23 protein-coding genes and 1 pseudogene are annotated in these 23064 nt (G+C 71.4%); 5 read left to right on the top strand and 19 right to left on the bottom strand.

All coding sequences use genetic code 11. The features are described from left to right. Positions 1 to 188 precede the first annotated feature (188 nt). The gene (locus tag ACN6LB_RS18710; protein WP_445026908.1) at positions 189 to 1334 is read left to right on the top strand and encodes an acyltransferase family protein; all 1146 of its coding nucleotides are present in this window, start codon (positions 189 to 191) and stop codon (positions 1332 to 1334) included. A 25-nt stretch (positions 1335 to 1359) separates the two neighbouring features. Here the strand turns inward: ACN6LB_RS18710 and ACN6LB_RS18715 are convergent, their stop codons facing one another. Next, positions 1360 to 2010, bottom strand: a complete 651-nt coding sequence (locus ACN6LB_RS18715) for a TetR/AcrR family transcriptional regulator C-terminal domain-containing protein (protein ID WP_445026909.1) — start codon at positions 2008 to 2010, stop codon at positions 1360 to 1362. A gap of 69 nt (positions 2011 to 2079) precedes the next feature. On the opposite strand from ACN6LB_RS18715, the gene ACN6LB_RS18720 reads away from it, so the two are divergent. Continuing rightward, entirely contained in the window at positions 2080 to 3483 is a 1404-nt protein-coding gene (locus tag ACN6LB_RS18720; RefSeq protein WP_445026910.1) for an FAD-dependent oxidoreductase, read from the top strand. Here the strand turns inward: ACN6LB_RS18720 and leuE are convergent. The 3 genes from leuE to ACN6LB_RS18735 form a co-directional block, all read right to left on the bottom strand. Next, a complete protein-coding gene (leuE, locus tag ACN6LB_RS18725; RefSeq protein ID WP_356131897.1) occupies positions 3480 to 4130 on the bottom strand; it encodes a leucine efflux protein LeuE in 651 nt (216 codons plus the stop codon). The genes ACN6LB_RS18720 and leuE overlap by 4 nt on opposite strands. A gap of 64 nt (positions 4131 to 4194) precedes the next feature. After that, positions 4195 to 4986 (bottom strand): hypothetical protein, encoded by a 792-nt coding sequence (locus tag ACN6LB_RS18730; RefSeq protein WP_445026911.1) that lies wholly within the window; start codon positions 4984 to 4986, stop codon positions 4195 to 4197. 115 nt (positions 4987 to 5101) lie between these two features. Continuing rightward, complete coding sequence (locus tag ACN6LB_RS18735) at positions 5102 to 6682, bottom strand: acyl-CoA mutase large subunit family protein (RefSeq protein ID WP_445026912.1); 1581 nt, start codon at positions 6680 to 6682, stop codon at positions 5102 to 5104. Positions 6683 to 6934: 252 nt separating this feature from the next. Between ACN6LB_RS18735 and ACN6LB_RS18740 the strand changes: the two genes are divergently transcribed. Beyond that, positions 6935 to 7768, top strand: coding sequence for a L,D-transpeptidase family protein (locus ACN6LB_RS18740; RefSeq protein ID WP_445026913.1), 834 nt, complete (start codon positions 6935 to 6937; stop codon positions 7766 to 7768). 271 nt (positions 7769 to 8039) lie between these two features. Here ACN6LB_RS18740 and ACN6LB_RS18745 read toward each other — a convergent pair whose 3' ends face one another. The 5 genes from ACN6LB_RS18745 to ACN6LB_RS18765 all read right to left on the bottom strand — a co-directional run bounded on the left by ACN6LB_RS18745 (position 8040) and on the right by ACN6LB_RS18765 (position 13997). Further along, positions 8040 to 9194, bottom strand: a complete 1155-nt coding sequence (locus ACN6LB_RS18745; protein ID WP_445026914.1) for a hypothetical protein — start codon at positions 9192 to 9194, stop codon at positions 8040 to 8042. Next, entirely contained in the window at positions 9194 to 9856 is a 663-nt protein-coding gene (locus tag ACN6LB_RS18750) for an RNA polymerase sigma factor (RefSeq protein WP_356131882.1), read from the bottom strand. Before ACN6LB_RS18750 ends, ACN6LB_RS18745 begins: the two co-directional genes overlap by 1 nt. A 370-nt stretch (positions 9857 to 10226) precedes the next feature. After that, a complete protein-coding gene (locus ACN6LB_RS18755) occupies positions 10227 to 11555 on the bottom strand; it encodes an enolase C-terminal domain-like protein (RefSeq protein ID WP_445026965.1) in 1329 nt (442 codons plus the stop codon). Positions 11556 to 11593: 38 nt separating this feature from the next. Then, the gene (locus tag ACN6LB_RS18760) at positions 11594 to 12931 is read right to left on the bottom strand and encodes a gluconate:H+ symporter (RefSeq protein ID WP_445026915.1); all 1338 of its coding nucleotides are present in this window, start codon (positions 12929 to 12931) and stop codon (positions 11594 to 11596) included. A 106-nt stretch (positions 12932 to 13037) separates the two neighbouring features. Further along, the gene (locus tag ACN6LB_RS18765) at positions 13038 to 13997 is read right to left on the bottom strand and encodes a 5-dehydro-4-deoxyglucarate dehydratase (RefSeq protein ID WP_445026916.1); all 960 of its coding nucleotides are present in this window, start codon (positions 13995 to 13997) and stop codon (positions 13038 to 13040) included. Between the two features lie 117 nt (positions 13998 to 14114). On the opposite strand from ACN6LB_RS18765, the gene ACN6LB_RS18770 reads away from it, so the two are divergent. Then, complete coding sequence (locus ACN6LB_RS18770) at positions 14115 to 14903, top strand: IclR family transcriptional regulator (RefSeq protein ID WP_445026917.1); 789 nt, start codon at positions 14115 to 14117, stop codon at positions 14901 to 14903. A gap of 21 nt (positions 14904 to 14924) precedes the next feature. Here the strand turns inward: ACN6LB_RS18770 and ACN6LB_RS18775 are convergent, their stop codons facing one another. From ACN6LB_RS18775 to ACN6LB_RS18790, 4 genes are all read right to left on the bottom strand, one after another. Next, on the bottom strand, positions 14925 to 15764 hold the full coding sequence (locus ACN6LB_RS18775) for a hypothetical protein (protein WP_445026918.1): 840 nt from the start codon (positions 15762 to 15764) through the stop codon (positions 14925 to 14927). After that, positions 15757 to 15981, bottom strand: a complete 225-nt coding sequence (locus ACN6LB_RS18780; RefSeq protein WP_445026919.1) for a hypothetical protein — start codon at positions 15979 to 15981, stop codon at positions 15757 to 15759. Before ACN6LB_RS18780 ends, ACN6LB_RS18775 begins: the two co-directional genes overlap by 8 nt. After that, complete coding sequence (locus ACN6LB_RS18785) at positions 15978 to 16595, bottom strand: RNA polymerase sigma factor (RefSeq protein ID WP_356131864.1); 618 nt, start codon at positions 16593 to 16595, stop codon at positions 15978 to 15980. The genes ACN6LB_RS18780 and ACN6LB_RS18785 overlap by 4 nt, the downstream gene beginning before the upstream one ends. A 169-nt stretch (positions 16596 to 16764) precedes the next feature. After that, positions 16765 to 17628, bottom strand: coding sequence for a hypothetical protein (locus ACN6LB_RS18790; protein ID WP_445026920.1), 864 nt, complete (start codon positions 17626 to 17628; stop codon positions 16765 to 16767). Positions 17629 to 17770: 142 nt separating this feature from the next. On the opposite strand from ACN6LB_RS18790, the gene ACN6LB_RS18795 reads away from it, so the two are divergent. Next, entirely contained in the window at positions 17771 to 19021 is a 1251-nt protein-coding gene (locus ACN6LB_RS18795) for a DUF4241 domain-containing protein (protein WP_445026921.1), read from the top strand. A 55-nt stretch (positions 19022 to 19076) separates the two neighbouring features. On the opposite strand, the gene ACN6LB_RS18800 is transcribed toward ACN6LB_RS18795, so the two are convergent. The 6 genes and pseudogenes from ACN6LB_RS18800 to ACN6LB_RS18825 all read right to left on the bottom strand — a co-directional run bounded on the left by ACN6LB_RS18800 (position 19077) and on the right by ACN6LB_RS18825 (position 23027). After that, positions 19077 to 19508, bottom strand: a complete 432-nt coding sequence (locus ACN6LB_RS18800) for a hypothetical protein (RefSeq protein WP_445026922.1) — start codon at positions 19506 to 19508, stop codon at positions 19077 to 19079. A 418-nt stretch (positions 19509 to 19926) separates the two neighbouring features. Continuing rightward, a pseudogene (locus ACN6LB_RS18805) lies at positions 19927 to 20286 on the bottom strand (MFS transporter); the annotation flags it as partial. A gap of 124 nt (positions 20287 to 20410) precedes the next feature. Then, positions 20411 to 20764 carry a hypothetical protein gene (locus ACN6LB_RS18810; protein WP_445026923.1) on the bottom strand — a complete coding sequence of 118 codons (354 nt, stop codon included), beginning with the start codon at positions 20762 to 20764 and terminating at the stop codon, positions 20411 to 20413. Between the two features lie 165 nt (positions 20765 to 20929). Beyond that, the gene (locus ACN6LB_RS18815) at positions 20930 to 21511 is read right to left on the bottom strand and encodes a hypothetical protein (RefSeq protein ID WP_356131847.1); all 582 of its coding nucleotides are present in this window, start codon (positions 21509 to 21511) and stop codon (positions 20930 to 20932) included. Positions 21512 to 21597: 86 nt separating this feature from the next. Then, positions 21598 to 22104 (bottom strand): hypothetical protein, encoded by a 507-nt coding sequence (locus tag ACN6LB_RS18820; RefSeq protein WP_445026924.1) that lies wholly within the window; start codon positions 22102 to 22104, stop codon positions 21598 to 21600. 122 nt (positions 22105 to 22226) lie between these two features. Next, a complete protein-coding gene (locus tag ACN6LB_RS18825) occupies positions 22227 to 23027 on the bottom strand; it encodes a DUF4328 domain-containing protein (protein WP_445026925.1) in 801 nt (266 codons plus the stop codon). Positions 23028 to 23064: the final 37 nt, after the last annotated feature.

Raw genomic sequence — 23064 nt, forward strand, 5'->3', positions numbered from 1 at the left:
GGCCCGGCGCATGGTGCGCCGGCCCCGGGCCGCGGGCACCGCGCTCAAGGCGGTGCGGACCAGGAAGTGAACTCGGCGCGACGGTCCGGGGAACAGCGGGGTCGAGCTGCTGTTTCCGGTTCTGTCCCGACCTAATCTGAGCGGAACCGCTCTCTATGCGGCCGCTTTGAAAGGGAAGGCATAGCCCAGTGACCATCGCCCCGCCCCTGCGGACGGACGGCCAGGCTCCGGTGCCTGATTCCGCTCCGCGCCCCGTGACCGCCCCGGTGACGCGCCTGCGCGCCCTGGACGGGCTGCGCCTGGTCGCCGCGCTGATGGTCGCGGGGTACCACTACGGCGGCCGGGACGGCGAGGTCGCGACGGCCTGGGGCAGCTCACCGGCCCACCAGTTCCCCTCCCTCTCCCCCTGGCTGGCGTACGGCTGCATGGGGGTGCAGATCTTCTTCATCATCAGCGGCTTCGTGATCTGCATGAGCGGCTGGGGCCGGACCCTGCGCTCGTTCTTCGCCTCGCGCGTGGCCCGGCTCTATCCGGCGTACTGGGTGGCGATCCTGCTGATCACGGTGGTGTTCGCCCTGCCGTGGGTGGCGTACAGGACCGTCTCGGCGAGCGACACCATCGTGAACCTGACGATGCTGCAGCAACCGCTCGGCGCGCACCGCGTCCTCGGCGTGTGCTGGACGCTCTGGGCGGAGCTGCGCTTCTACGTCCTGTTCGCGGTGTGCGTCGTCCTGCCGGGCGCCACGCGCAGGCGCGTGCTGATGTTCTGCGCGCTGTGGACCCTCGCGGCGGCGATCTCCGACGCGGTGGACGAGCCGCTGCTGACCACCGTGCTGATGCCGGAGTACGCGTCCTTCTTCATCGGCGGCATCGGCCTCTACCTGCTGCACCGCAACCGCCGCGACGTCGCGGCGTGGGGCGTGGTGGGCGTCAGCTGGGCGCTCGCCCAGCACTACGCGATCGCGTCCCTGTGGCACAAGCCGAACCCCGCGTTCTTCTCCTACCGCCACCCGGCCGTCATCATCGCCGTCGTCACGGTGGGCTTCCTGCTGGTGGGCGCGATCGCGCTCGGCCACTTCCACTGGGCGAACTGGCGCTGGCTCACGGTCGCCGGCGCCCTGACGTACCCCTTCTACCTGGTGCACGAGCACCTGGGCTGGGTCTCGATACAGCTCCTCCACCGCCATCTGGGCCTCCCGTCCTCGGTGACCGTGTTCGGCACGGTGGCGGCGATGCTGGTGCTCGCCTGGCTCATGAACCGGTACGTGGAGGAGTGGGCGACGCCCCGGCTGCGCAGGGCGCTGGATCCGAGGCCGGCGAAGGCTCGCGCGTAGGCGCGCATGGCGTGCCGCGCGTAGGTCAGCTGATCCCGTAGCGCGCCTCGATCCCCGCCACCACCAGCCGCAGCCCCTCCTCGAAACCCTCCTCGAAGCCCTCGAAGATCTCCTCGCCGGCGGCCGCCGCCAGTGGGAACTCCCGCATGCGGGCGGCGCGTTCCTCGACGTCGTAGCCCTCGCGGCGCTCCCCGGGCAGCGGCTGGACGCCCTGTTCCTCGGTGATGAAGCCGAGGGTGTACATGTACGCGGTCGTGGTGGCGCGGACTGCCTGGGGAAGGGTGAAGCCGGCCTCGACGAGGGCGTGCAGGACGACCTCCATCTCGACCGCGTGTTCGGTGCCGGTGAAGCGTGAGCCGCTGAAGACCTTGGCGCCGTCGCGGTAACCGAGCAGGGCGGTACGCAGGCCACGGCTGCCCACGAGCAGTCGCTCCTGCCAGGTGGCGCCCGGGGGGAGGTGCACGCCCGCGACCATCCGGCGGTACATCTCCGTCGCCATCTCGTCGAGCAGGGCCTGCTTGTTCTTGAAGTGCCAGTACAGGGCCGGGGCCTGGACGTTCAGCTCCTTGGCGATGGCCCGCAGGGTGAGGCCGTCGAGGCCGACCTCGTTCAGCAGCTTCAGTGCCGTCTCGGTGACGAGCCTCTTGTCCAGCTTGGGGGATTTCTGGGTAGCCACGCTTGACAGCTTAACGCCGTTAAGCGCATGCTCCAAAGCATGGAACTTAACGACGTTAAGGAGATGGGCATGAACACGGACGTACTCGTCGTGGGCGCCGGCCCGACCGGACTCGCCCTCGCCCTCGACCTGGCCCGGCGCGGCGTGAGCGCCCTGGTGGTCGAGAAGGCCGAGGGGCTCTTCCCCGGCTCGCGCGGCAAGGGGATCCAGCCCCGCACCATGGAGGTCCTCGACGACTTCGGTGTCCTGGACGCGGTGCGCGCGGCGGGCGCCCCCTACCCGGTCGGCATGATCTGGCAGGACGGGGAGCGTGCGGGCGAGCACCGCCTGTTCGAGGCGGGCGAACCGACGGAGAGCGAGCCCTTCCAGGGGCCGTGGATGGTGCCGCAGTGGCGTACGCAGGAGATCCTCTTCGCGCGACTGCGGGAGCTGGGCGGGGAGGTGGCGTTCGGGCGGGAGCTGGTGGGGATCGCGCAGGACGCGGACGGGGTGACGGCCCGGTTCGCCTCCGGGGCGCCGGTCCGCGCGCGGTACGCGGTCGCCTCCGACGGCGGCCGCGGTGCCGTACGGCGGGCGCTCGGCATCGGCATGACCGGCGAGACCGTGGACCCCCAGCCGATGCTGGTGGCCGACGTCCGCCTCACCGGACTCGACCGCGAGAACTGTCACGTCTTTCCGCCCACCGGCGACCAGGGCTTCATGGCGGCCTGGCCGCTGCCGGGCACCGAGGACTTCCAGCTGATCGCCCAGTTCGAGGAGGGGACGGTCCCCGACCTGTCCCTCGACGGGATCCGCAAGCTCGTCGCCACGCGCTCTCATCTCGCCGCCGACGCCGTGACCGAGGTGCGCTGGGCCTCCGACTTCCGGCCGCGTGCGGCGATGGCGGACCGCTTCAGGCAGGGCCGGGTGTTCCTCGCCGGGGACGCGGCGCACGTCCACTCACCGGCCGGCGGCCAGGGCCTCAACACCAGCGTCCAGGACGCGTACAACCTGGGCTGGAAGCTGGCGGCGGTGCTGCGCGGCGAGGCCGACGCCGCCCTCCTCGACTCCTACGAGGAGGAGCGGCTGCCCAACGCCGCCGCCATGCTCGGCCTGTCCACCGGGGTCCACCGCGGCGAGGTGCGCCGCGGCGAGGCCACCGCGCAGCTCGGCCTCGGTTACCGGGGCTGCTCCCTCGCGGTGGAGACCCGCACGGATGCGGCGGAGGGCGCCCTGCAGGCCGGCGACCGCGCACCGGACGGTGTCCGTGGCGGCGTACGTCTCTTCGACGCGTTCCGGGGCCCGCACTGGACCCTGGTCGCGGTCGGCACGGACCTGCCCGACCTGCCGGGGTACTCCCTCCGCGGGGTCCGGATCCCGCCGTACGAGGCGTACGGCACCGGCCTCTTCCTCGTCCGGCCCGACGGGTACGTGGGCTGGGCGGGCGCGAGTGCGGAGGGGCTGGCTGAGTACGCGGCCCGTGTCGGTGCCTAGGAGCTCGCGAGGGAGAGCTTGACGGCGAAGCCGAGGAAGAGTGCGCCCGCGGCGGTGGTCGCACCGGCCGAGAGGCGCTTACGGCGCCGGAAGGCCGCCGCCAGCTTCGTGCCGCTGAATATCAACGCGGTGAGATAGAGGAAGCTCGCGAGCTGGGCGAAGGCGCCGAGGACGACGAAGGACAGGGCGGGGTAGGCGTAGTCCGGGTCGACGAACTGCACGAAGAAGGCGACGAAGAAAAGGATCGCCTTCGGGTTGAAGAGACTGATCACGAACGCCCGCCGATACGGCCGCTCCTCGACGACCGGCGCGTCCTCCGCCTCCGCCGCCGCCCGCTCGTGCCGGGTCCGCCACATCGCCCACGCGGCCCGCAGCATCCCGACCGCCAGCCAGCTCAGATACCCGGCGCCCGCGTACTTCACGATCCCGAACAGCACCGCGTTCGCCTGAAGCAGCGAGGCGACCCCGGCCGCGGACAGCACCATCAGCACGGTGTCCCCGCACCAGACACCGGCGGCGGCCTTGTAGCCCGTACGTACGCCTCGGCGGGCGGCGACGGACAGGACGTAGAGCGAGTTCGGCCCGGGGAGCAGGACGATGAGGATCAGGCCTGCGAGATAGGTGGGCAGATCGATGACACCAAGCATGAGATGGAGTGTCGCACGGGGGTACGACACTCGGCCTCCGCGTTTCGCGGGGCGGATCCGCCGGTCATCCCAGGGCGACGAACGGCAGCGGATCGAGGTGGCACATCGCGCCCACGAACTGCCCCTGGGCGAGGTCTGTCCACGCCTGCGGCGCTTCGTCGTCCCGCACCGCGTCGCTCAGCAGTTTTACGACACTGGTGATCGGCTTGGTCGGAATGACGAACCACATGAAGCCTTCGAGGACGACACGGGCGACCTTGCTCTCCCACCCCTCCGGCTCGCCCAGCACCGCGGTGGCGGCCTGAAGGGCGGCAGCAGTCATGTCGCCGTGCTCTGCGGAGATGACGGGTGCCGCGAACGCCGCACTCTTCGACGACAGCTGCTCCTCGACCCTCGCCGCGTGGTCCTTCGGCAACGGCAGCTGCTCGATCCTCGACGCCAGGTCCTGCGGCGCGGGCCCCTTCCTGAGAGGGCACCCGACGACCGCGACAGGTGCCGGGAAGCCTTCGATCGCACCGAACTCATGGATCTTGATCGCGAGATCGCTGGTCGCTGCCCTGGCGTCGACGAGCGTGCTCACGCCCACGAGCCTGGCGGTCACCTTCCGCATGACGCTGCGCTCGTTCACGTACCAGGGGATGGTCCGCCGTACGAAGATCGGCATCTCGGGCCGGTCATGGACCTCGAAGCCGGCATGGCGCTTCTCGGCCGGGAGTGCGGCGATGGAGATCTCGATCGGGTGTGCGCCGCCGGGCTGATGCTCCGGCGGGATGATCGGGTCCCGCTCGCGCGGGGCCGGCGGCTGAACCTGTTCCTTCGGCGTCCGCGGACGCTCACGCGGCGTCTCGAACCTCATCCGGGCCTCCCGGCGGAGCAGTTGGGCCGTGCGTCCGTCCATATGACGCACGGCCCAACTCGCGGGTTCCACCGAGGCGTTGGCCAGGTTCCACGGGTTCCACCTGAGAGGTGGGTCAGAACGCATCCGTAGGCACGTAAGTCCCCCAGACCCCCCGCAGCGCGTTGCACACCTCGCCGACCGTCGCGCGGGCGCGCAGGGCGTCCTTCATCGGGTAGAGGACGTTGTCCGTGCCCTCCGCCGCCTTCTTCAGGTCGGCCAGGGCGGCGTCGACCGCCGACTGGTCGCGGTTCGCGCGGAGCTTGGCGAGGCGGGCCGCCTGCTGGGCCTCGATGGCCGGGTCGACGCGGAGGGGCTCGTAGGGCTCCTCGGTGTCGAGCTGGTAGCGGTTGACGCCGACGACGACGCGCTCACCGGAGTCGGTCTCCTGGGCGATGCGGTACGCGCTGCGCTCGATCTCGCCCTTCTGGAAGCCGTGCTCGATGGCGTTGACGGCGCCGCCCAGCTCCTCGACCTTCGCCATGAGTTCGACGGTGGCGGCCTCGACCTCGTCGGTCATCTGCTCGATGACGTACGAGCCCGCGAAGGGGTCCACCGTCGCCGTGACGTCCGTCTCGTAGGCCAGGACCTGCTGCGTACGCAGGGCGAGGCGGGCCGACTTGTCGGTCGGCAGCGCGATCGCCTCGTCGAAGGAGTTGGTGTGCAGCGACTGGGTGCCGCCGAGGACCGCCGCGAGGCCCTGGACGGCGACGCGCACCAGGTTCACCTCCGGCTGCTGCGCGGTCAGCTGCACGCCTGCGGTCTGCGTGTGGAAGCGGAGCATCAGCGACTTCGGGTTCTTCGCGCCGAACTCCTCCTTCATCACCCGGGCCCAAATGCGCCTGGCCGCACGGAACTTGGCCACCTCTTCGAGGATCGTCGTGCGGGAGACGAAGAAGAACGACAGCCGGGGGGCGAAGTCGTCGACGTCCATGCCGGCCGCGACCGCCGTACGGACGTACTCGATACCGTCGGCCAGCGTGAACGCGATCTCCTGCGCGGGGGAGGCACCGGCCTCGGCCATGTGATAGCCGGAGATCGAGATCGTGTTCCACTTCGGGATCTCGGTTTTGCAGTACTTGAAGATGTCCGCGATCAGGCGCAGCGACGGCTTGGGCGGGAAGATGTACGTCCCGCGGGCGATGTACTCCTTGAGCACGTCGTTCTGGATCGTGCCCGTCAGCTGGTCGGCCGGGACGCCCTGCTCCTCGCCGACGAGCTGGTACATCAGCAGGAGCAGCGCGGCGGGGGCGTTGATCGTCATCGAGGTGGACACCTTGTCCAGCGGGATCCCGCCGAACAGGATCCGCATGTCCTCGACCGAGTCGATGGCGACGCCGACCTTGCCGACCTCGCCGTGCGCGATGGCGGCGTCGCTGTCGTGGCCCATCTGGGTGGGCAGGTCGAAGGCGACGGACAGACCCATGGTGCCGTTGGCGATGAGCTGCTTGTAGCGGGCGTTCGACTCCACCGCGGTACCGAACCCGGCGTACTGCCGCATCGTCCACGGCCGGCCCGTGTACATCGACGGGTAGACACCTCGGGTGAAGGGGTACTTCCCGGGCTCACCCAGCTTCTCCGCCGGATCCCAGCCCTCCAGAGCATCCGGTCCGTAGACCGGCTCGATGGGCAGTCCGGACTCCGACTCGCGCGCCATTGCTGTGCCTCCCGCTGAAGCTACTTACTAGTAGGACCCGACCCTCGCGACGGACTGTAGTGGCGGCCGTGCGCCCGTTGGAGAGGACCAGGCTGGGACCTTGCTCACAGACCTGTTCACCACCTTGCACCGTAGTTCGTCACCGGGCCTGTGCGGGGAACCTCTCAAGTGAGAATGTGGCACAGCCGATCATCGGTTCCGGGGAAGCAACGGGGGGTCGGGATGCGTACGACAGCCATGACGAGGCCGCGCATGACGGCCGGCATCACAAGGGCGCTGGCCGCGTTCGCGGTGCTCGCGGCCGTCTGCGGCTGCACGGCCCACGCCGTGGACGCGGACGGCAAGCAGCCGCCGGTGCACATCGACGTCACGGGCAAACCGGCCGATGCCAAGCCGAGCGGCACCGCCTCCAAGAGTTCGTCCGAGCGCTCCTCCGGTGACGCTCGACCCGCCGCCGAGGTGCTCTGGTCCCATGGCGACAAGGGCACCGAGGTCCGCCGGCTCCAGGCCCGGCTGCACCAGGTCGCCTGGCTCATCACGGCGCCCACGGGGACGTACGACTCCCCCACGGTCTCGGCCGTGAAGGGCTTCCAGGGCAAGCGGGGCCTGCCGCGCACCGGCGAGATGGACGCCGTCACCTGGCAGCGGCTGCGGAAGATGACGCACTCACCGGCCGACTGGGAGCTCTACCCGTACGGCGGGCAGCCGGCCGCGAAGCCCGATCCGCGCTGTATGACGGGCCGGGTGCTGTGCGTCAGCAAGGCGAGCCGCACGCTGCGCTGGATGATCGACGGCAGAACGGTCTCCGAGATGGACGTGCGGTTCGGCTCGCAGTACACGCCGACCCGTGAAGGTGTGTTCAACGTCTACTTCAAGTCACGCCACCATGTGTCGACGATCTACCACACGCCCATGCCGTACGCGATGTTCTTCAGCGGCGGCCAGGCGGTCCACTACTCCTCCGACTTCGCGGCCCGCGGCTACTACGGCGCCTCGCACGGCTGCGTCAACGTACGGGACGAGGGGAAGATCGCGAAGCTGTTCGCGCAGGTCCGCAACGGGGACAAGGTCGTCGTCTACTGGTGACGCCGTCCTGCGCGGAGCCCCGGAAGCGGGGCGAGTGGGTGAGTGGGGCGCGGGCGGAACCGGGGGAACGTGTCCCGCCCGCGCCGTGTGCACCGGGCCGAGAGTACGGGGGGAACTCCGGCTCGGTGCTACGGCCGATGACCAGTCGGCTCACTCATTACTGCGTTACGGCGGCTGAAAACGTCACACCTGCGTCGAAGAAAGTTCAACGAACCGGGAAATCGCAGGTCAGGAGGGGTTCTGGCGGCGCAGGTCCGGACGGTCGGAGCAGCTACAGCGCGCTGCGGCTCGGCATCGGGCTCGGAGTCGGGTGCGGGCTCACGGGTGCCGAGATGACGGTTCCCCCGCTGCCGCGATGGCCGTTTCCGCCGCCCCGGCGGTCGCCGCCGGAGTGGCCGTGGCCGCCGCGTATGTGACCGTCGGCGTCGCCACCGCGGTCGCCCTGGTCGTCCTGGTCGCCCCGACCTCCGCTGCCGGAGCCGCCGTGCGAACCCTTGCCGGAGCCCTTGCCCGAACCTCTGCCCGAGCCCTTGGCACCCTTGCCGCCTTTGTCGCCTCTATCGCCTTTGTCGTCGTCGTGTGTGCGAGCGTCCGCGTCGGTCACGGCGTCCTTGCAGAAATTCTTCACGCGCGTGCCGCCGCCACCGGCCGCGCCCTCCAGGGCGCGGCGGCGGCCGCTCTCCAGGGTCTTGCCGGCGCGCAGGTCACGGCAGGACGAGAGCAGACCGCTCGCTCCCCCGCCGTACCGGCTCGCATCCCAACGCCCCGAGGAGTCGGAACCGGGCCGCGCGCTCGCGCCGTTCCCGGGCCCCTCCCCGCTCCCGTCCTTCGACGGGTCGTGCGACGAGGTGCCGCCGGAGGGGCTGTTTTTGCCGCCGGGCGTCGGTGCCTGCAGGCCCTCCCGCCGGTCGCCGCCCGGCGGCGGCGAGACAAGCGGACGGTCCGGTGTCACAGCGGCCGTGACAGAGGCGACAGGGCCCGGCCGGTCGTCGCCGAAGGGGGTCCGCAGCACTCCGGTTCCGGCAGCCACGGCGACTCCGCCGAGCATTCCGGCGGCCAGCGCGGCGGCGAGCCCGAGGCGCGCGGGACGCCCCCAGCGGGCCCGGCGGCCGTCCTGGGCGGGGCGCCCGAGACGGACGAGGCCCACGTCGGCGCCGTGCGCACGCCCCCTGCCGCGACCCACCTGAACCGCCTCGCCGTCGGGTCCCGCCTGGCCCTCCTGAACCTTCCGGAACGCGGCCAGCGCGGCGGCCTCGCCGGGCAACTCCGCGCTGCTCAGGGCGGGTTCGGCGGCCAGCGCGTGCAGGGCCCGGGAGAGCCGGTCGGCCTCGGCGCGGAGGTCGGCGTCGACGTCTTCCAGCGGCTCACCGTTCAGCAGACGCTCCGCCGCGTCGCGGTCCAGCCACCTGTAGTGCTCGTCGGCCATCACATGTCCTTCTGCGTCCGCGGACGCGTATGCGTCACACCCGCGGACGTCGCCGCGCGCGTGCGCGGTTCTCTTTGTGGGGGTACGGCGTCGAGCGCGCCGGCGGATTCCGGATCGCCGCCGAGCAGCTCCGCCAGTCGCTTCAGACCGCGGTGCGCCGCCGTGCGCACGGCTCCGGGGCGCTTGCCGAGGGTCTCCGCCGCGGTCTTGGCGTCGAGGCCGACGACAACGCGCAGCACGACGGCCTCCGCCTGGTCCTGCGGGAGCTGGGCTATGAGGGAGAGGGTCCGACCGGTGGCCAGCGCCTCGATCGCCTCGCCCGCGGTGTCGGACTCGGCGGGCCTGCCGGTCAGCTCGGTCTCGTCGCCGCCGATCGCGGGGCGGCGCCCGCGCATCCGTATGTGGTCGAGGGCGCGGTTGCGGGCGATGCGGGCCGCCCAGCCGCGGAAGCGGTCGGCGTCGCCGTCGAACCGTCCGAGGTCACGGGCGATCTGCAGCCAGGCCTCGGAGGTGACGTCCTCCGCGTCGGGGTCGGCGACCAGCGTCCGGACGTATCCGAGCAGCCTGGGGTGCACCGCGCGGTACACAGTCCGGAACGCGGTCTCGTCCCCGGCCTGTGCAGCAAGCACGGCGGCGGTCAGCTCCGCGTCGTCCCCCAGCACCGCACTCCCTCATGCGCCTGATCCGGCGCCGCTCTCACGGACCTGGTTGCTCACCATCGTGGTGCTCAATTGATGGTTGCGGTTTTTCTGGGGCCGCTAGTCAGTCGGCCGCGCTGCGCAGTCCGGCGCGAATGGCACGTTACGGCCTGAAACCACTCCCCGTCCATGTCCGTACAACGTGCAACTATCTCGTGACGCAGCGAGGTGTGACAGAAAACGCAGCCGCGACGCTGTAGAGAGTACGGGCCGCCGCGCGGCCCGTACCGCGCGACGGCCGGGGCCTCTCCTGTGGGGGGTGGCGGCCCCGGTCGTCTCCGCGTCGCAGTCCCCGCCGCCGTCCTTGATCTCGTCGGGCCCCAGGTCTTCGGGGCTACCGCACCAGGCAGGGCCGCTTGCTGTCGAACTCCCAGCCGGGGACGAGGTACTGCATGGTGACCGCGTCGTCGCGGGCCCCCAGCGTCTTCTGCTGGTAGAGCTCGTGGGCCGCCAGGAGCCGGTCCATGTCGAGCTGGATACCCAGGCCCGGGGCCTCGGGGACGGCGATCTCGCCGCCTACGATGCGCGGCGGGGCCGTGGTGAGGCGTTCCTTTCCTTCCTGCCAGATCCAGTGCGTGTCCAGGGCGTTGTACTCGCCCGGGGCGGCGGCGCCGCAGTGGGTGACCATGGCCAGCGAGATGTCGAAGTGGTTGTTGGAGTGGCAGCCCCAGGTCAGGCCCATCGCATTGCACAGCTGCGCGACGCGTACCGAGCCCTGCATGGTCCAGAAGTGCGGGTCGGCCAGCGGGATGGAGACCGACTGGAGGGCCAGGGCGTGGGTCATCTGACGCCAGTCGGTGGCGATCATGTTGGTCGCGGTGGGCAGGCCGGTCGCGCGGCGGAACTCGGCGAGGATCTCCCGCCCGGAGTAGCCGCCCTCGGCCCCGCAGGGGTCCTCGGCGTACGCGAGTGTGTCGCCCAGCGGACGGCACAGCTCGACCGCCTCGGCCAGGGACCAGGCGCCGTTCGGGTCGAGGGTGATCCGGGCCCCCGGGAAGCGGTCCTTGAGGGCGCGGACCGCCTTGACCTCCTCCGCGCCCTCAAGGACACCGCCCTTGAGCTTGAAGTCCCGGAAGCCGTACAGGTCGTAGGCGGCCTCCGCCTGGCGGACGATCGCCTCCGGCGTGAGGGCTTCCTCGCGCCGGATCCGGTACCAGTCCACCGGGGAGTCGGTTTCGCGGACGTACTCCAGGTCGGTGCGGTCCGGGTCGCCGACGTAGAAGAGGTAGCCCAACACCCTGACGGAGTCGCGCTGTTGGCCGTCGCCGAGCAGTGCCGCGACCGGTACGTCCAAGTGCTGCCCGAGGAGGTCGAGGAGTGCCGACTCGACAGCGGTGACCGCGTGGACGGTGGTGCGCAGGTCGAAGGTCTGGGCACCACGGCCACCCGAGTCGCGGTCGGCGAACCGGTCGCCGATCTCGCGCAGCACCCGCTTGTAGTCGCCCACCTTCGCCCCGACGACCAGCGACTCGGCGTCCCGCAGCGTCCGCGTGATCTGCTCCCCGCCGGGTACCTCGCCAAGACCCGTACGGCCCTCGGAATCGGTGAGGACGACGATGTTGCGGGTGAAGTAGGGGCCGTGCGCGCCGGAGAGGTTCAGCTCCATGCTGTCCCGGCCGGCGACGGGGTAGACGGCGAACGCCGTGACGGTCGGCTGTCCGATGCTCATCGGGTGCCTTTCTGCGGTGGAGTGGTGGGTTCTTAGAGGCTGAGCGCGTCGAGGACCTGCTCGGCGACCAGGACGCCGCCCAGGCCGAGGATCGCGAGCACCGTCGTATAGGTCGTACGGACCTTGATCGCCTCGATGACGGAGAGGTTGAAGTACTGCTTGAACAGCCAGAACCCGGGGTCGTTGACATGGGAGAAGGCGATGGAGCCGCAGGCGACGGCGAGCACCATCACCTCCGGGTGGACCCCGCTGCCCGCGAGCAGCGGCAGCACCACACCGGAGGCCGTCACGACGGCGACCGTCGCCGAGCCGAGCGCGATACGGAGGATGACGGCGACGAGCCAGGCCAGGATGATCGGCGAGATCGACCAGCCGTCGGTGGCGTCCTTGATGTAGTCGGAGATGCCGCCTTCGACGAGGACGTTCTTGAAGGCCCCGCCGGCGCCGATGACCAGGAGGATCATCGCCATCGCCTTCGCCGCCGAGGCGCAGGACTCACCGACCTCCTCCAGGCTGCGGCCGATCCGAGGTCCGAAGGCCCAGCTCGCCAGGCACAGGGTGAGCAGCAGCGCGATCGGCGCCGAGCCGATGAAGGCGACGGTGTGCAGGAACGGGGTCTCGGACGAGGTGGCCATGTCGGTGACGGCGGCGGCCACGATCAACACCACGGGGAACAGCGCCACGGACAGCGACCAGCCGAGGCCGGGCATCTCCTCGTCGGTGAACTCGCGCTCGGTGACCAGGCCCTGGGGAATCGACGGGTTCATCGCCTGGATGAACGGCAGGCGCGGCCAGACCAGGGCGATGAGCGCACCGACGGGGATCGCGATGAACAGGCCGTAGAACAGCGTCAGTCCGACGGAGGCGTGGAAGGTCGCGGCCACCGCGGTGGGGCCGGGGTGCGGCGGCAGGAAGCTGTGCATCGTGGACAGCGCGATGGACATCGGCAGGCCGACCCACAGCAGCTTCGACCCGGTGACCCGGACCAGAGTGAACGCGATCGGCACGATGATGATGAAGGCGACCTCGTAGAACATGGTCACGCCGATCAGCATGGACGTGATCACCATGGCGATCTGGACCCCGCGCGGGCCGAAGGCGTCCAGGAGCTTGCCGGCGATGCGCTGTGCGGCGCCGGAGTCCCCCATGATGCGGCCGACCATCGCGCCGAGCCCGATGGTGAGCATGGTGTCGCCGATCTGGCCCCCGATGCCCTCGGAGAGGACGTCCGGGATGGTCGCCACCGGGATTCCCCGGACCAGCGCGACGCCGACCGCCACGAGCAGCAGAGCCGCGAAGCCGTTGAGCTTCAGCCTGGTCATGAGCAGCAGCAGGACCAGAACGCTGATCCCGACCACGAGAAGTGGCATGGCAGTTCTCCTTTGAACTGTCGAGCGAAGGGGAGGGCGTGGGGGGTGAGCGGGAGGTGCGTCGGTGGGGCGTCCGGCGGGCACGGCGGGGTGCCCGCCGGGTTCGTCAGGCGGTTTGCCGTACGGCGCCGACCAGGCTCAGTCCGTGGTCCAGCACCTTCTCCAGGTCGGCGAGGTCCGCGTCCGACGGGTCGGTGAGCGGGGCGCGCACCGGGCCGACCGGGAGGCCGCGCAGCCGGGCTGCGGCCTTGACCAGGGAGACGGCGTAGCCGGGCACCCGGTCGCGCAGTTCGACGAGGGGGACGTAGAACTCGCGCAGGAGCCCGGTCACGACGGCGTCGTCACCGTCCCGCAGGGCGGCGAAGAAGGCGTTCGCGATCTCGGGGGCGAAGGCGTGGACGGCCGAGGAGTAGGCGGGGACGCCGACGGTGGCGTAGGCGCGGGCCTGGATCTCGGCCGTGGAGGCGCCGTTGAAGAACAGGAAGCCCTCGGGGGCGGCGAGGGTGAGGCGCTGGAGCCGGTCGAGGTCACTGTGCCCGTCCTTGAGCCCGATCACCCCGTCGATCCGGGCGATACGCCTCAACGAGGCGGCCGTGAAGGCGACTTGGTCACGCTGGTACGCGATCAAGGGCAGTCGTGTCCCCGCGGCGATCCGGCGCAGCTGCTCCACCAGACCGTCCTGCGGGGCGCCCACCAGGTAGTGGGGCAGGACCAGAGCGGCGTCCGCTCCCGCCTGCTCCGCGATCCGGGCGAAGCGCAGCGCCTGCGCCCAGCCGTAACCGATGCCCGCGACCACCGGCATCCGTCCGTCGGCGATCTCGACCGTGGCCTCGATGACCGCCGCGTACTCGTCCTCGTCCAGCGAGAAGAACTCGCCGGTCCCGCAGGCGGGGAACACCGCTCCGGGTGCGGTGGCCAGCCGGCCGGTCAGGTACGCCCGGTACGCGTCGAGGTCGAGCCCGCCGTCGTCCCGGAAGCTCGTGAGGGGGAAGGAAAGCACTCCGCCCGCCATTCCGTCCCGGAGTCGCTGGACGACCTCTGCGAGCTCAGCGCTGATCCCTGTCATGAAATCCCATCCCTGTATGCGGATGCCGTCTACGTATGCAGATGGAGGTTAGATGGGTGAACGAGAGCGGTCAATGGGTGCGCCTCTGCGAATCGGCGCGGATCTACGATTGAGCCCATGCCGGAGAAGACAGGTGTCCGCGGGGTGAAGTCGGCGGCCAGAACCGTCGCGCTGCTGGAACTGCTCGCGGGACGAGGAGAGCAGCCCTCGCGCCTGGACCAGCTCGCGGAGGAGCTGGACGTGCCGCGCAGCAGCATGTACCAGCTGCTGCAGACCCTCGTCGACTGCGGCTGGGTCCGCACCGACGCCACCGGCTCCCTCTACGGCATCGGCATCCGTGCGCTGCTCACCGGCACCAGCTACCTCGACGGCGACCGGCGCATCCGGGTCGCCCGTCCCTACCTCGACGAGGCGTCGGACGCGCTCGGCGAGACGATCCACATGGCCCGGCTCGACGGCCCGGACGTCGTCTATCTCGCCACCCGCGAGTCCCACGAGTACCTGCGCACCATCAGCCGCGTCGGCCGCCGCGTCCCGGCCCACGCCGGCGGACTCGGCAAGGCACTGCTCGCCGAGCGCTCCGACGACGAACTGCCGCTACCGGAGGGGCCGTTGACCGCCCTCACCGAGAACACGCACACCACCCGCGCGTCCCTCCTCGCCGACCTGGCCCGCATCCGCGAGCGCGGCTACTCCATCGACCGGGAGGAGACGGTGACGGGCATAGCCGGCTTCGGTTTCGCTCTGCGCTACGCCGCCCCGGCCACCGACGCCATCAGCTGCTCGGTGCCGATGGCCCGGCTCACCCCGGAGCACGAGGCCCGCATCGTCGCCGTGATGCAGGAGATCCGGGCCAAGATCGAAGCCCAGCTGCCGCCCGTCTCGGGCGTACCCGACTGGCGCTAGGCACAGAGCGGGTCGACGGGTCTACGGCTTCCCTTTGGACTTCCCCGGCTTCGGCGTCGCCGCCTGGGTGGGAGTCGCCGGGGTCGGGGTCGCCCGTGCCGTACCGGCAGCGCCGTTTCCGTTGCTCTCGCTGCCGCCCTTGCCCTTGTCCGTGCTCGTGTCCGTGCCCGTGCCCGTGGCGTTCTCGGCCAGTTGTGCGGCGCAGTACGCGGCCACCTTGTCCTCGCCGCCCGCCGCGTCGACGAGCCGCTGCCAGGCCGTGGAGTTCAGTGCCTTGCCCCGGCCCCCGACCTTTTCGTACGCGCGGCAGTGGGCCTCGGTGTCCTGGGCCTGCGACGGGTGGGGGGACGGCGTGGCCGCGTCGGTCGTGCCGGGGGCCGAGGAGCCCGGCGGCGCCGGGTTCGCGGAGTCCGGGGCGGAATGGTCCGGGGCGCTGCTCGACGGCCGTGTCCGGCTCTGGTCACCAGCGTCGCCGTCCGACGAGGAGCCGATGGCCGCGACGGCGACCCCGCCCAGCGTCACGCTCGCCGCCAGCACCGCGAAGGTGGCCCGCAGCGAACGCTTCGTCTTCTCCTGCCGCGGTCGCCAGTCGTCCCGGCGCCGGGTCCGCGCGGCGTGCGCGGCATACGCCCCCTGGTCCCGCGCGGCACGGAAGGCGGCTACGGCCCGCGCCTCCCGCTCGGCATCCACGGCTCCGGCGCGCACGGCGGCGGCGAGGAGCGCGTCGACGCCCGGGGTGGAGGCAGCGGCGGAGGTGCCGGGGTGGGCGGGCAGGGGCGCCGCGGCGTCGAGAGGGCGTGCGGCGTCAGGGCGCGCGGCCCGGCGGTCGGGCGCCCCGCCGTGGCTGTGTCGTTCACCCATGTCCGGATCCGTCTCTGCCTCTGCCCGACGGCTGCGTGCCGTTGGTCTGCGACTTCTCGCTGTCGCTCTGGGACTGCTTGCCGTTGCTCCGCGACCGCTCGCCGTCGCTCTCGGACCGTTCGCAGTCGCTCTTGAACTTCTCGCTGTACCGCTCGCGGTCACTCATGAACTTCTCGTGGTTCTTCTCGGCCGTCTGGTCGGCCGTCCTGCGGTTCATCTCGACTCCCCCAGCGTGCTGGGGCCTTCATCCGTCACACCCTCGGCGCCCAACTGCCGGGCAAGGCGCTTGAGCCCGCGGTGGGCGGAGGTGCGGACCGCGCCCGGCCGCTTGCCCAGAACGCGCGCGGCCGCGGGCCCGTCGAGGCCGACGACCACCCGCAGCAGCACCGCCTCCGCCTGGTCGCGCGGCAGCCCCGCGACCAGCCGGAGGGCGTCCCTGGTGGAGAGGGACTCCAGCGCCTGGTCGTGTGTGCTGTGCGTGCCGGGCAGTTCCAGCAGGTCCTGTTCGAGCACGGTCGCCCGGGGCCGTACCTTCAGCCGCCGCAGGTGGTCCAGCGCCCGGTGCCGGGCGATCGTCGCGGTCCAGCCGCGAAACCCCGCCCCGTCGCCCCGGAAGCGGCCCAGGTCCCGCGCGATCTCCAGCCACGCGTCCGACGCCACGTCCTCCGCGTCGTCGCCGACGATTCCGCGCAGGTACCCCAGCAGTCCCGGCTGGACGATCCGGTACGCGACCGCGAAGGCGGCCTCGTCCCCTTCCTGCGCCTGCCCGACGGCCACGCCCAGCTCCCCGTCGTAAGCCTGCACGCGGCGGGGTTCCCCTCCCTGGCCCAACACTGTCCTCGTTCGTGCCGAGATCGCTTGTACCTGCATCGCTCGTACCGAGATCGTCCGAATGCGCACCGCGAGCCACGGTTCGCCGTGTCCACGCCCCCATCGTGATCAGCGCCGCGCGCCACAGAAATGTCACAGCCCGTCAGGCTCCCCTCCCGCCCCGACTCGCTCAGAGGTCGAACAGCGAGCCGCCGCTCCCGGACGCGTTCGGGTCGATGACGATGGTCTCCTCCGCCCCCGGAGCGTGTACGTCGAGGGGACTGCCGTAGTCGGACAGCCGCATCTCCATCGACCGACCGTTCTCCCGGCCGGTGACGCCGAGGATGTACGGCCGCCCGCTCGCGGCCACGTACATCGTGGTGCCGCCCTCGCGCCCCTTCTCCACGAGCGGCGTGACGTGCCTGCCGTACCGGGTGGTCTCCGGTAGGGCCTTCGTGGCGCCGGGGTCGCCGTCGAGGTTCCGCAGCAGTGCGTCGAGGTCGCAGGAGGAGGAGGGTGCGAGGCCCCCGCTGTCCTTCAGGGGCGCCTTGAGGAACTTGCCGCGCGCGAACTCGGTCCGCTGGGCGACCCGGGCCCGCGCCTCGGCACCACGGGACTGAGCGGAGGCGCGGATCTCGTCGAGCGCCGCGTCGGAGAGGCGTACGTACGCCTGCTTGCCGGTCACCACGAGCTCGCCGCGACGCATCGGGCCGACGTCGAAGGTGCCGGTGCAGTTCCCGTCACGGTCCATGAGCAGCGAGACCTTCTGCCCACCCGCGCCGCCACTGCCACTGCCGGCCGTGGTCACGCTCAGCCGTACGGAGTCGGTGGTGCGCAGAAGGTCCGCCGCGGTGCGGGCGAGCCGCGTTCCGCGCGCTTCGTCCTCGGGCGTCAGCGGCGTGAACGTACCGCCGTCGAGGACGACATGCCGCTGTCGTACGTCGCACGAGACCAGGGCGGGAACCGCGCAGAGGACCGCCAGACACGCGGCCACCACAACCCGCCGTCTCTTCGGCCGACCGCTCCGCGCCCCTCCCATGACCACCTTCACCACGACTCCCCGCTCCTTCTCTCTCCCCGCCGCCCGGGGCGCGTTCACGCACCGGTCCCACCAGACCCAGCGGAACCATGACCTCAAACATCACGGGCGCGGAAACGGGGGTGACTTTTTCGGGCTCCGGTGCGCTGGAACAGACGTGACCTTGGATGTGACGTACGGGGAGAGCTGGGACCCGGTGTCCCGCACCGTTTCCGGCCCGATGAGCAGGCAGCGGGCCGCGGCCCGCGACGCGGCGGGCGAGCAGTACGCGGTGGTGCTGCGCGAGGAGGGTCACCCGCAACCGGCCGCCGTGCTCCATGTCGCCTGGGCGCAGGGCTACTTCGGCATCTGGGCGTACGACGACCGGGGCCGGCGCACCCGCGAGATCGACCTGCGCCGGCTCGAACCCGGGGAGCTCTTCCTCCGCCACCTCGCTCAATGGCGTTACGACACCGATGACATGGCCGAGTTCGCGGCAGAGGCGGGCCGGATCCTGACCGACCTCCACCCGGACGGCCGGGGCCGCAAGGTCTGCGAGCCGAAGGGAGTGCGGGGCGGCTCGATGCACACGCTGCCCGACGTACCCGAGAACCAACGCCGTGTGCCCGCACCGGAGTTCGGGGACTGGGGCCGGGCGGTGGCCCTCGCGACGGACGGCCGACCGACGGGCCCTCTGCGCGAAACCCCGACGCCCGAGACGGGCGGGGACAGGGACACGGGGACGACGGCGACCCCCGTCCCGAGCTGGCGTCCCCCTGCCCCGATGCGACCGCACCACCTCGCCTGGACGTTCACTCCGGGCACGCGCTTCTCGCCGCCGTACGACGGTCCCGTGGGCCCGTACATCGTCGGGGACGTCGTCGACGCCGGGCCGCTGCGGCTGCCGACCGGCCGTGTCGTCGCCTGCGACCCGGGCTGGGACAGCCCCGTCGAGCCCTTCACGGTCACGGTGCCGCCGGGCGAGTACCGCGTGGAGGTCGCCATGGCCGCGTACGCGAGCGAGTACGAGGGCGCGCACATCCGCCTGGAGGACTACACCGCGGCCCGCGTCCTCGTCTGCGAAAAGCCCACGGAGACCTGGGAGTTGGCGCTGCGCCCCGGCGAGGACCCGCGCACGTTGAGGGACGGGGAGTTCTACGGCTTCGGCGTGGACACGGGCACCGGCTGCTTCGTCGACGCGGCGGCGGCCGAGCGGCTCACCGGCCGCCAGGACACCATCCCCGACGACGACCTTCCCGACGGCATCCTCGTCCTCGACGACCCGCGGTCCGGCGGCAACCTCATCGCGTACCCGAGCGGCCTGGGCGACGGCACGTACCCGGTGTGGATCGGCCGCGCCGGCGACGGCGAGGTCACCTGCCTGGTCGCCGACATGCTGATCCTGCACGGCCGGGAGCTGCTGCCGTGACGCGCTCGCCGCACCCAAGGGTTCGTGGCCGGACCGCTTCGCCCGGCGCCCGCCGTCAGGCCACCGCGCGCCGGGCCCTCCCGGGCAGCATCAGGTAGAAGGTCTGCAGGGACTCCTCGGGACCGCCCACCTCGAAACGGTTGTGGACCTTGCCGAGGGGGTTCCAGACCCGGCCGTCCGGCATGCGTACGCCGACCGGCTGGGCGAAATACGCCCGCTGGTCGTCGTCGAAGTCCACCCAGGTCGCGCCCGCGCGTCGCACCAGCACCTCACCGACGTACGCGCCGAGCCCGAACAGCGTGCCGCCGACCCGCTCGCGCCCTGCCCCGCCCTTGCGCAGTCCGTCGATCAGGAAGTCGACGACGCGGAGGCTGGCCACGGAGTAGTCCAGCGGCAGGCGGTTGCGGGCCGTGGCATGCGTGACGAAGGCCGTCGCACACCCGCGCATCCGGTCCGCCCCCGGTACGCGCTCCTCGACTTCCCTCATGGCCCCCACCCCTTCGCTCGGCCGGGGAAACCCCTTCCCGGCCTTCCCGGTTGCCCCAGCGGATGCCGGCTCAGGAACATCACGGTCCACAGAAGTGGCGATTCACACACACCGAACCCAGGTTCCACGTACAACCTTTCGGCCCGTTGTTCGTCGTTCGCCTTTCTTGTTCAGGTTGCTCTGCGTCGCTCACGTCCGACTCGCGTCGGGCGGCAGGGAAGGGTGGCCTCCCGCACCACCCGATTCAACGCGGGCCGTGCCGCCCGACCCCGTGCGACTCACCTTCGCGCTCTTGGCGTACCCGGTGCCGCCGACGACGTACACCAACTCGCTCTTGCGCACCCCCTTGGCGGTGGTGATCGTGCCGGTCTGCCGGAGAGCGCCTGCCCTCGCACCACGAGGGACTCGCTGCCCGGCAGGGCGAACGTCCCCCTCTGTCGAGCAGCACCCACGCGCCGGCGAACGCGACGAGTGCGATGGGCACGTTGACGTACAGGCACCAGCGCCAGTCCAGGTACTGCGTGAGGAAGCCGCCCGCCGGCAGCCCGATCGCCGCGCCCGCGCCGAACACACCGAAGGCCTTCCCGCGCTCCTTGGGGTCGGTGAACGTGGTGGCGAGCAGGGCGAGGGCGGCCGGCGCGAGGAGCGCGGCGAAGAGCATCCCCGAGTCGGCCGCGGCGCCGCCCAGCGCGGACGCGGCGGCGAAGCCCAACAGCCCGGCCATGAAGGCGATCCTGCACCCTGCCAGGTCGGCGATCCGCCCGCGGAGGAGCAACAGCGGGACTCCCAGCCGCTTCCCGTCCGACCCAACGGCGGTTCGCTGCCATGGGGTCTCCCGGATACGGCGGTTGCACTTCCCTCATGGTCCCGCCGGAACCCACCTTTGGGAACGCTCGCGTACCTTATTGCGGAAATCCGGATCCGGTCGTGGCGTCCCGGCACAGCAGCCGCAGCGAGCCGTTGCCCGCGTAGCAGCGGCGGGCCTCGTCGACCGGGTCCCACAGGCGCCCGTCGGGGGTGCGCAGCCAGTGGTCACCGCCCGTCTCCCACCACTCGGCGCCGGTACGCCGGGCGATGACCTCACCGGCGTACGCCCCGAATCCGCGCAGCACCGCCTCGACGGCGGCGTACGGCGCCCCCTCCCGGCGTATCTCCTCGATCATCCGGTCGACGCGCCACAGACTCTGTTCGGAGTAGTCGAGGCGCAGCCGCGCGCCCTCGCGCATCGTCGCGACCGCGTCCGCCGCCCATCGCATGGGCTTCGTCGCAGCGTGGGGCCTGGTTGCTTGCTGTGCAGTCACACTCCGAAGAGCGTGGCGGGGGCGGGATTCGTCACGCGTTCCGGGCCCGTCCGCGACACCGGCCCAGGACCCCCACGCGCCACCGCGGGACGGTCACAGGAACCCCTCGCCACCGCAGGTTTAGGCCCGGCGGGCCCGGCGCGAGACGACCGCCCGCAGCACGCGCCGGCCTTCCGTCGAGACGTCGCGCGCGTGGCGCACGCCGCCCGCGCCGTGGCCCGCGAGCACTTCCAGGATGGTGACCTGGCGGCGCAGTTCGGCGGCGACGAGCGGCGACATGCCCTCCGTACGGCCTTCACGGCGGGCCGCGACCGAGGACGTGCCGTCGTCGGAGGCGTCGAGGAGCCGGTGTATCTGGAGTGCGGCGACGGAGCAGGCGTCGGCCCAGGTGCGCAGTTCGGCGGCGGAGGGCTCCGCGGGGACGGCGGCGAGCATCCGGCGGGCGAGCAGCGCGGCGGCGCCCTCGGGAGAGGCGTCGGGGCCCGCGTCGGCAGCGGGGCCTTCGGCGTCCGGTTCGCCGAGGTCCGCGCGGGCCTTGGCGAGCCGTTCGCCCCACGCGTCCCCGTCCACGAGGCTCGCCCACAGGGGCCGCAGGATCTCGTCGTCGCCGCCCAGCAGCGGCACGCACCGATCCAAACAAGCCAAACCGCTCGCTGCCAGACCACGTTCGTCGGCCTGAGCGATCAGTTCCACCAGGCTCATCACGCCTCCCTCGAAGCCCCTCTACAGGGCGCCTCTTCCGTACGGAGCCCGCACTTCCCCTTACTGCGTGCGACGGTACCTGAGTGTCACAGCGGTACGACACCGAGTCGGTCGAGTAGGCGAAAGAAGAGGTTTTCAGCCAACAGGTCTGCATCGGCGGTCAGTATGTCGAGCAACGGCTCGGGGGCGACGGTGTGCCCGGCCTCCGCGGCCCAGGCGACGGCGCGTTCGGCGGCGTCGCGCGGCTCCAGGAAGCAGTCGTCGACGCTCAGCCCCTCCTCGTTCCCGTCGAGGTGGCCGGCCATCGCGTCACGGGCCAGACAGGTCGTCCAGACGCCGCTGTCGGGCGCGGCCGCCTCGACGGCCACGCAGTCGCTGTCCATGACGTACCCGAAGAGCGCGGGCGCGCCGGTCTCCCGGGCGAGCGCGTTCATGCTCCCGACGCCGCCGTCACCGCCGCCCGGGTACTCCCACACCTGCCAGCCGTCGGGCCCCGTCGACCGCAGGGCCATGCCGCGCGCCCCCGCCGGCACCACGAGTTCGGCCAGCGGCCGCTCGCTTCTGCCGACCACGTAGTACCCCCAGTAGCCCATGCCGGTTCCCCCCGGTGCGTCAATTCGCCTCGGTGCATCACCTCGGCGTATCGGTTCGGCTCGGGGCGAATACACCACAGTCGTACGGGAGTACGCCAGGGAAACGGACAGACCGGCCGGAGTCAGACTCCGACGGGCACCGGGCCCTGGTGCGCCTTCTCGTTCTGCATCCGGGTCAGGCGCAGTACGACGAGGATCGCGAGGACGGCGGCGGCGATGTCGGTGACGTCCGCGAACAGGATCTGGACGCTGGCGTCCTGGAGCTCCTGGGCGGTCTCCGCCTTGCGGTACGAGTTGAACCCGGCCCGGTCGGCGAGGAACGCGACCACCCACAGCGTCCACCACGTGTTGACGAGCCCGTGCGAACGGGCCCTCTGGCCGGGGCTGCTCGCGTCCCAGATGTCCACCATGATCCGCCGCGGGAACCAGAAGTTCACGATGGGCGTGAACCAGCTCCAGCACGTCCAGCCCCGCTTCATGCTGTGCCCGAAGGGGTTGAACACCTCGGCGTTGACGCGGACGCGCTGGAACCAGATGAGGTAGACGACGACGGTCGCGATCAGGGCGCTCGTCTGCACCACCCCGGCCGTCGAGTACAGCGAGTCCGCGTGGTCGGCCTGCCGCAAGACGGCCGCGCTGATGTCGCCGTCGGCGATCCTGCCCGTCACGTCGTACATGGTGAAGTCGGTCCAGATCGCGAAGAGGTCGGTCGCGATCACCAGTCCGAGCAGCGCGGCGGCCGCCTTGCCGAGCCCGACGGGCGAGCGCAGCCAGGCGTGTCCGTGCGGCGGGTGGAGAGGGGCGCCGCCGATCGGCGGCGCGACGGGCAGACCGCCGGGCGACGCGGCCGCGACCGCCGCGCAGTTGTCGCAGAGGGTTCCGCCGGGTGCGGCGGCGAAGTGCTGGCAACGGCTGCAGAGCATGCTGGAGAGATCCCCCGGGTGTACGTGTCGGACCCGT

It is taken from the genome of Streptomyces sp. SAS_270, assembly GCF_052543295.1.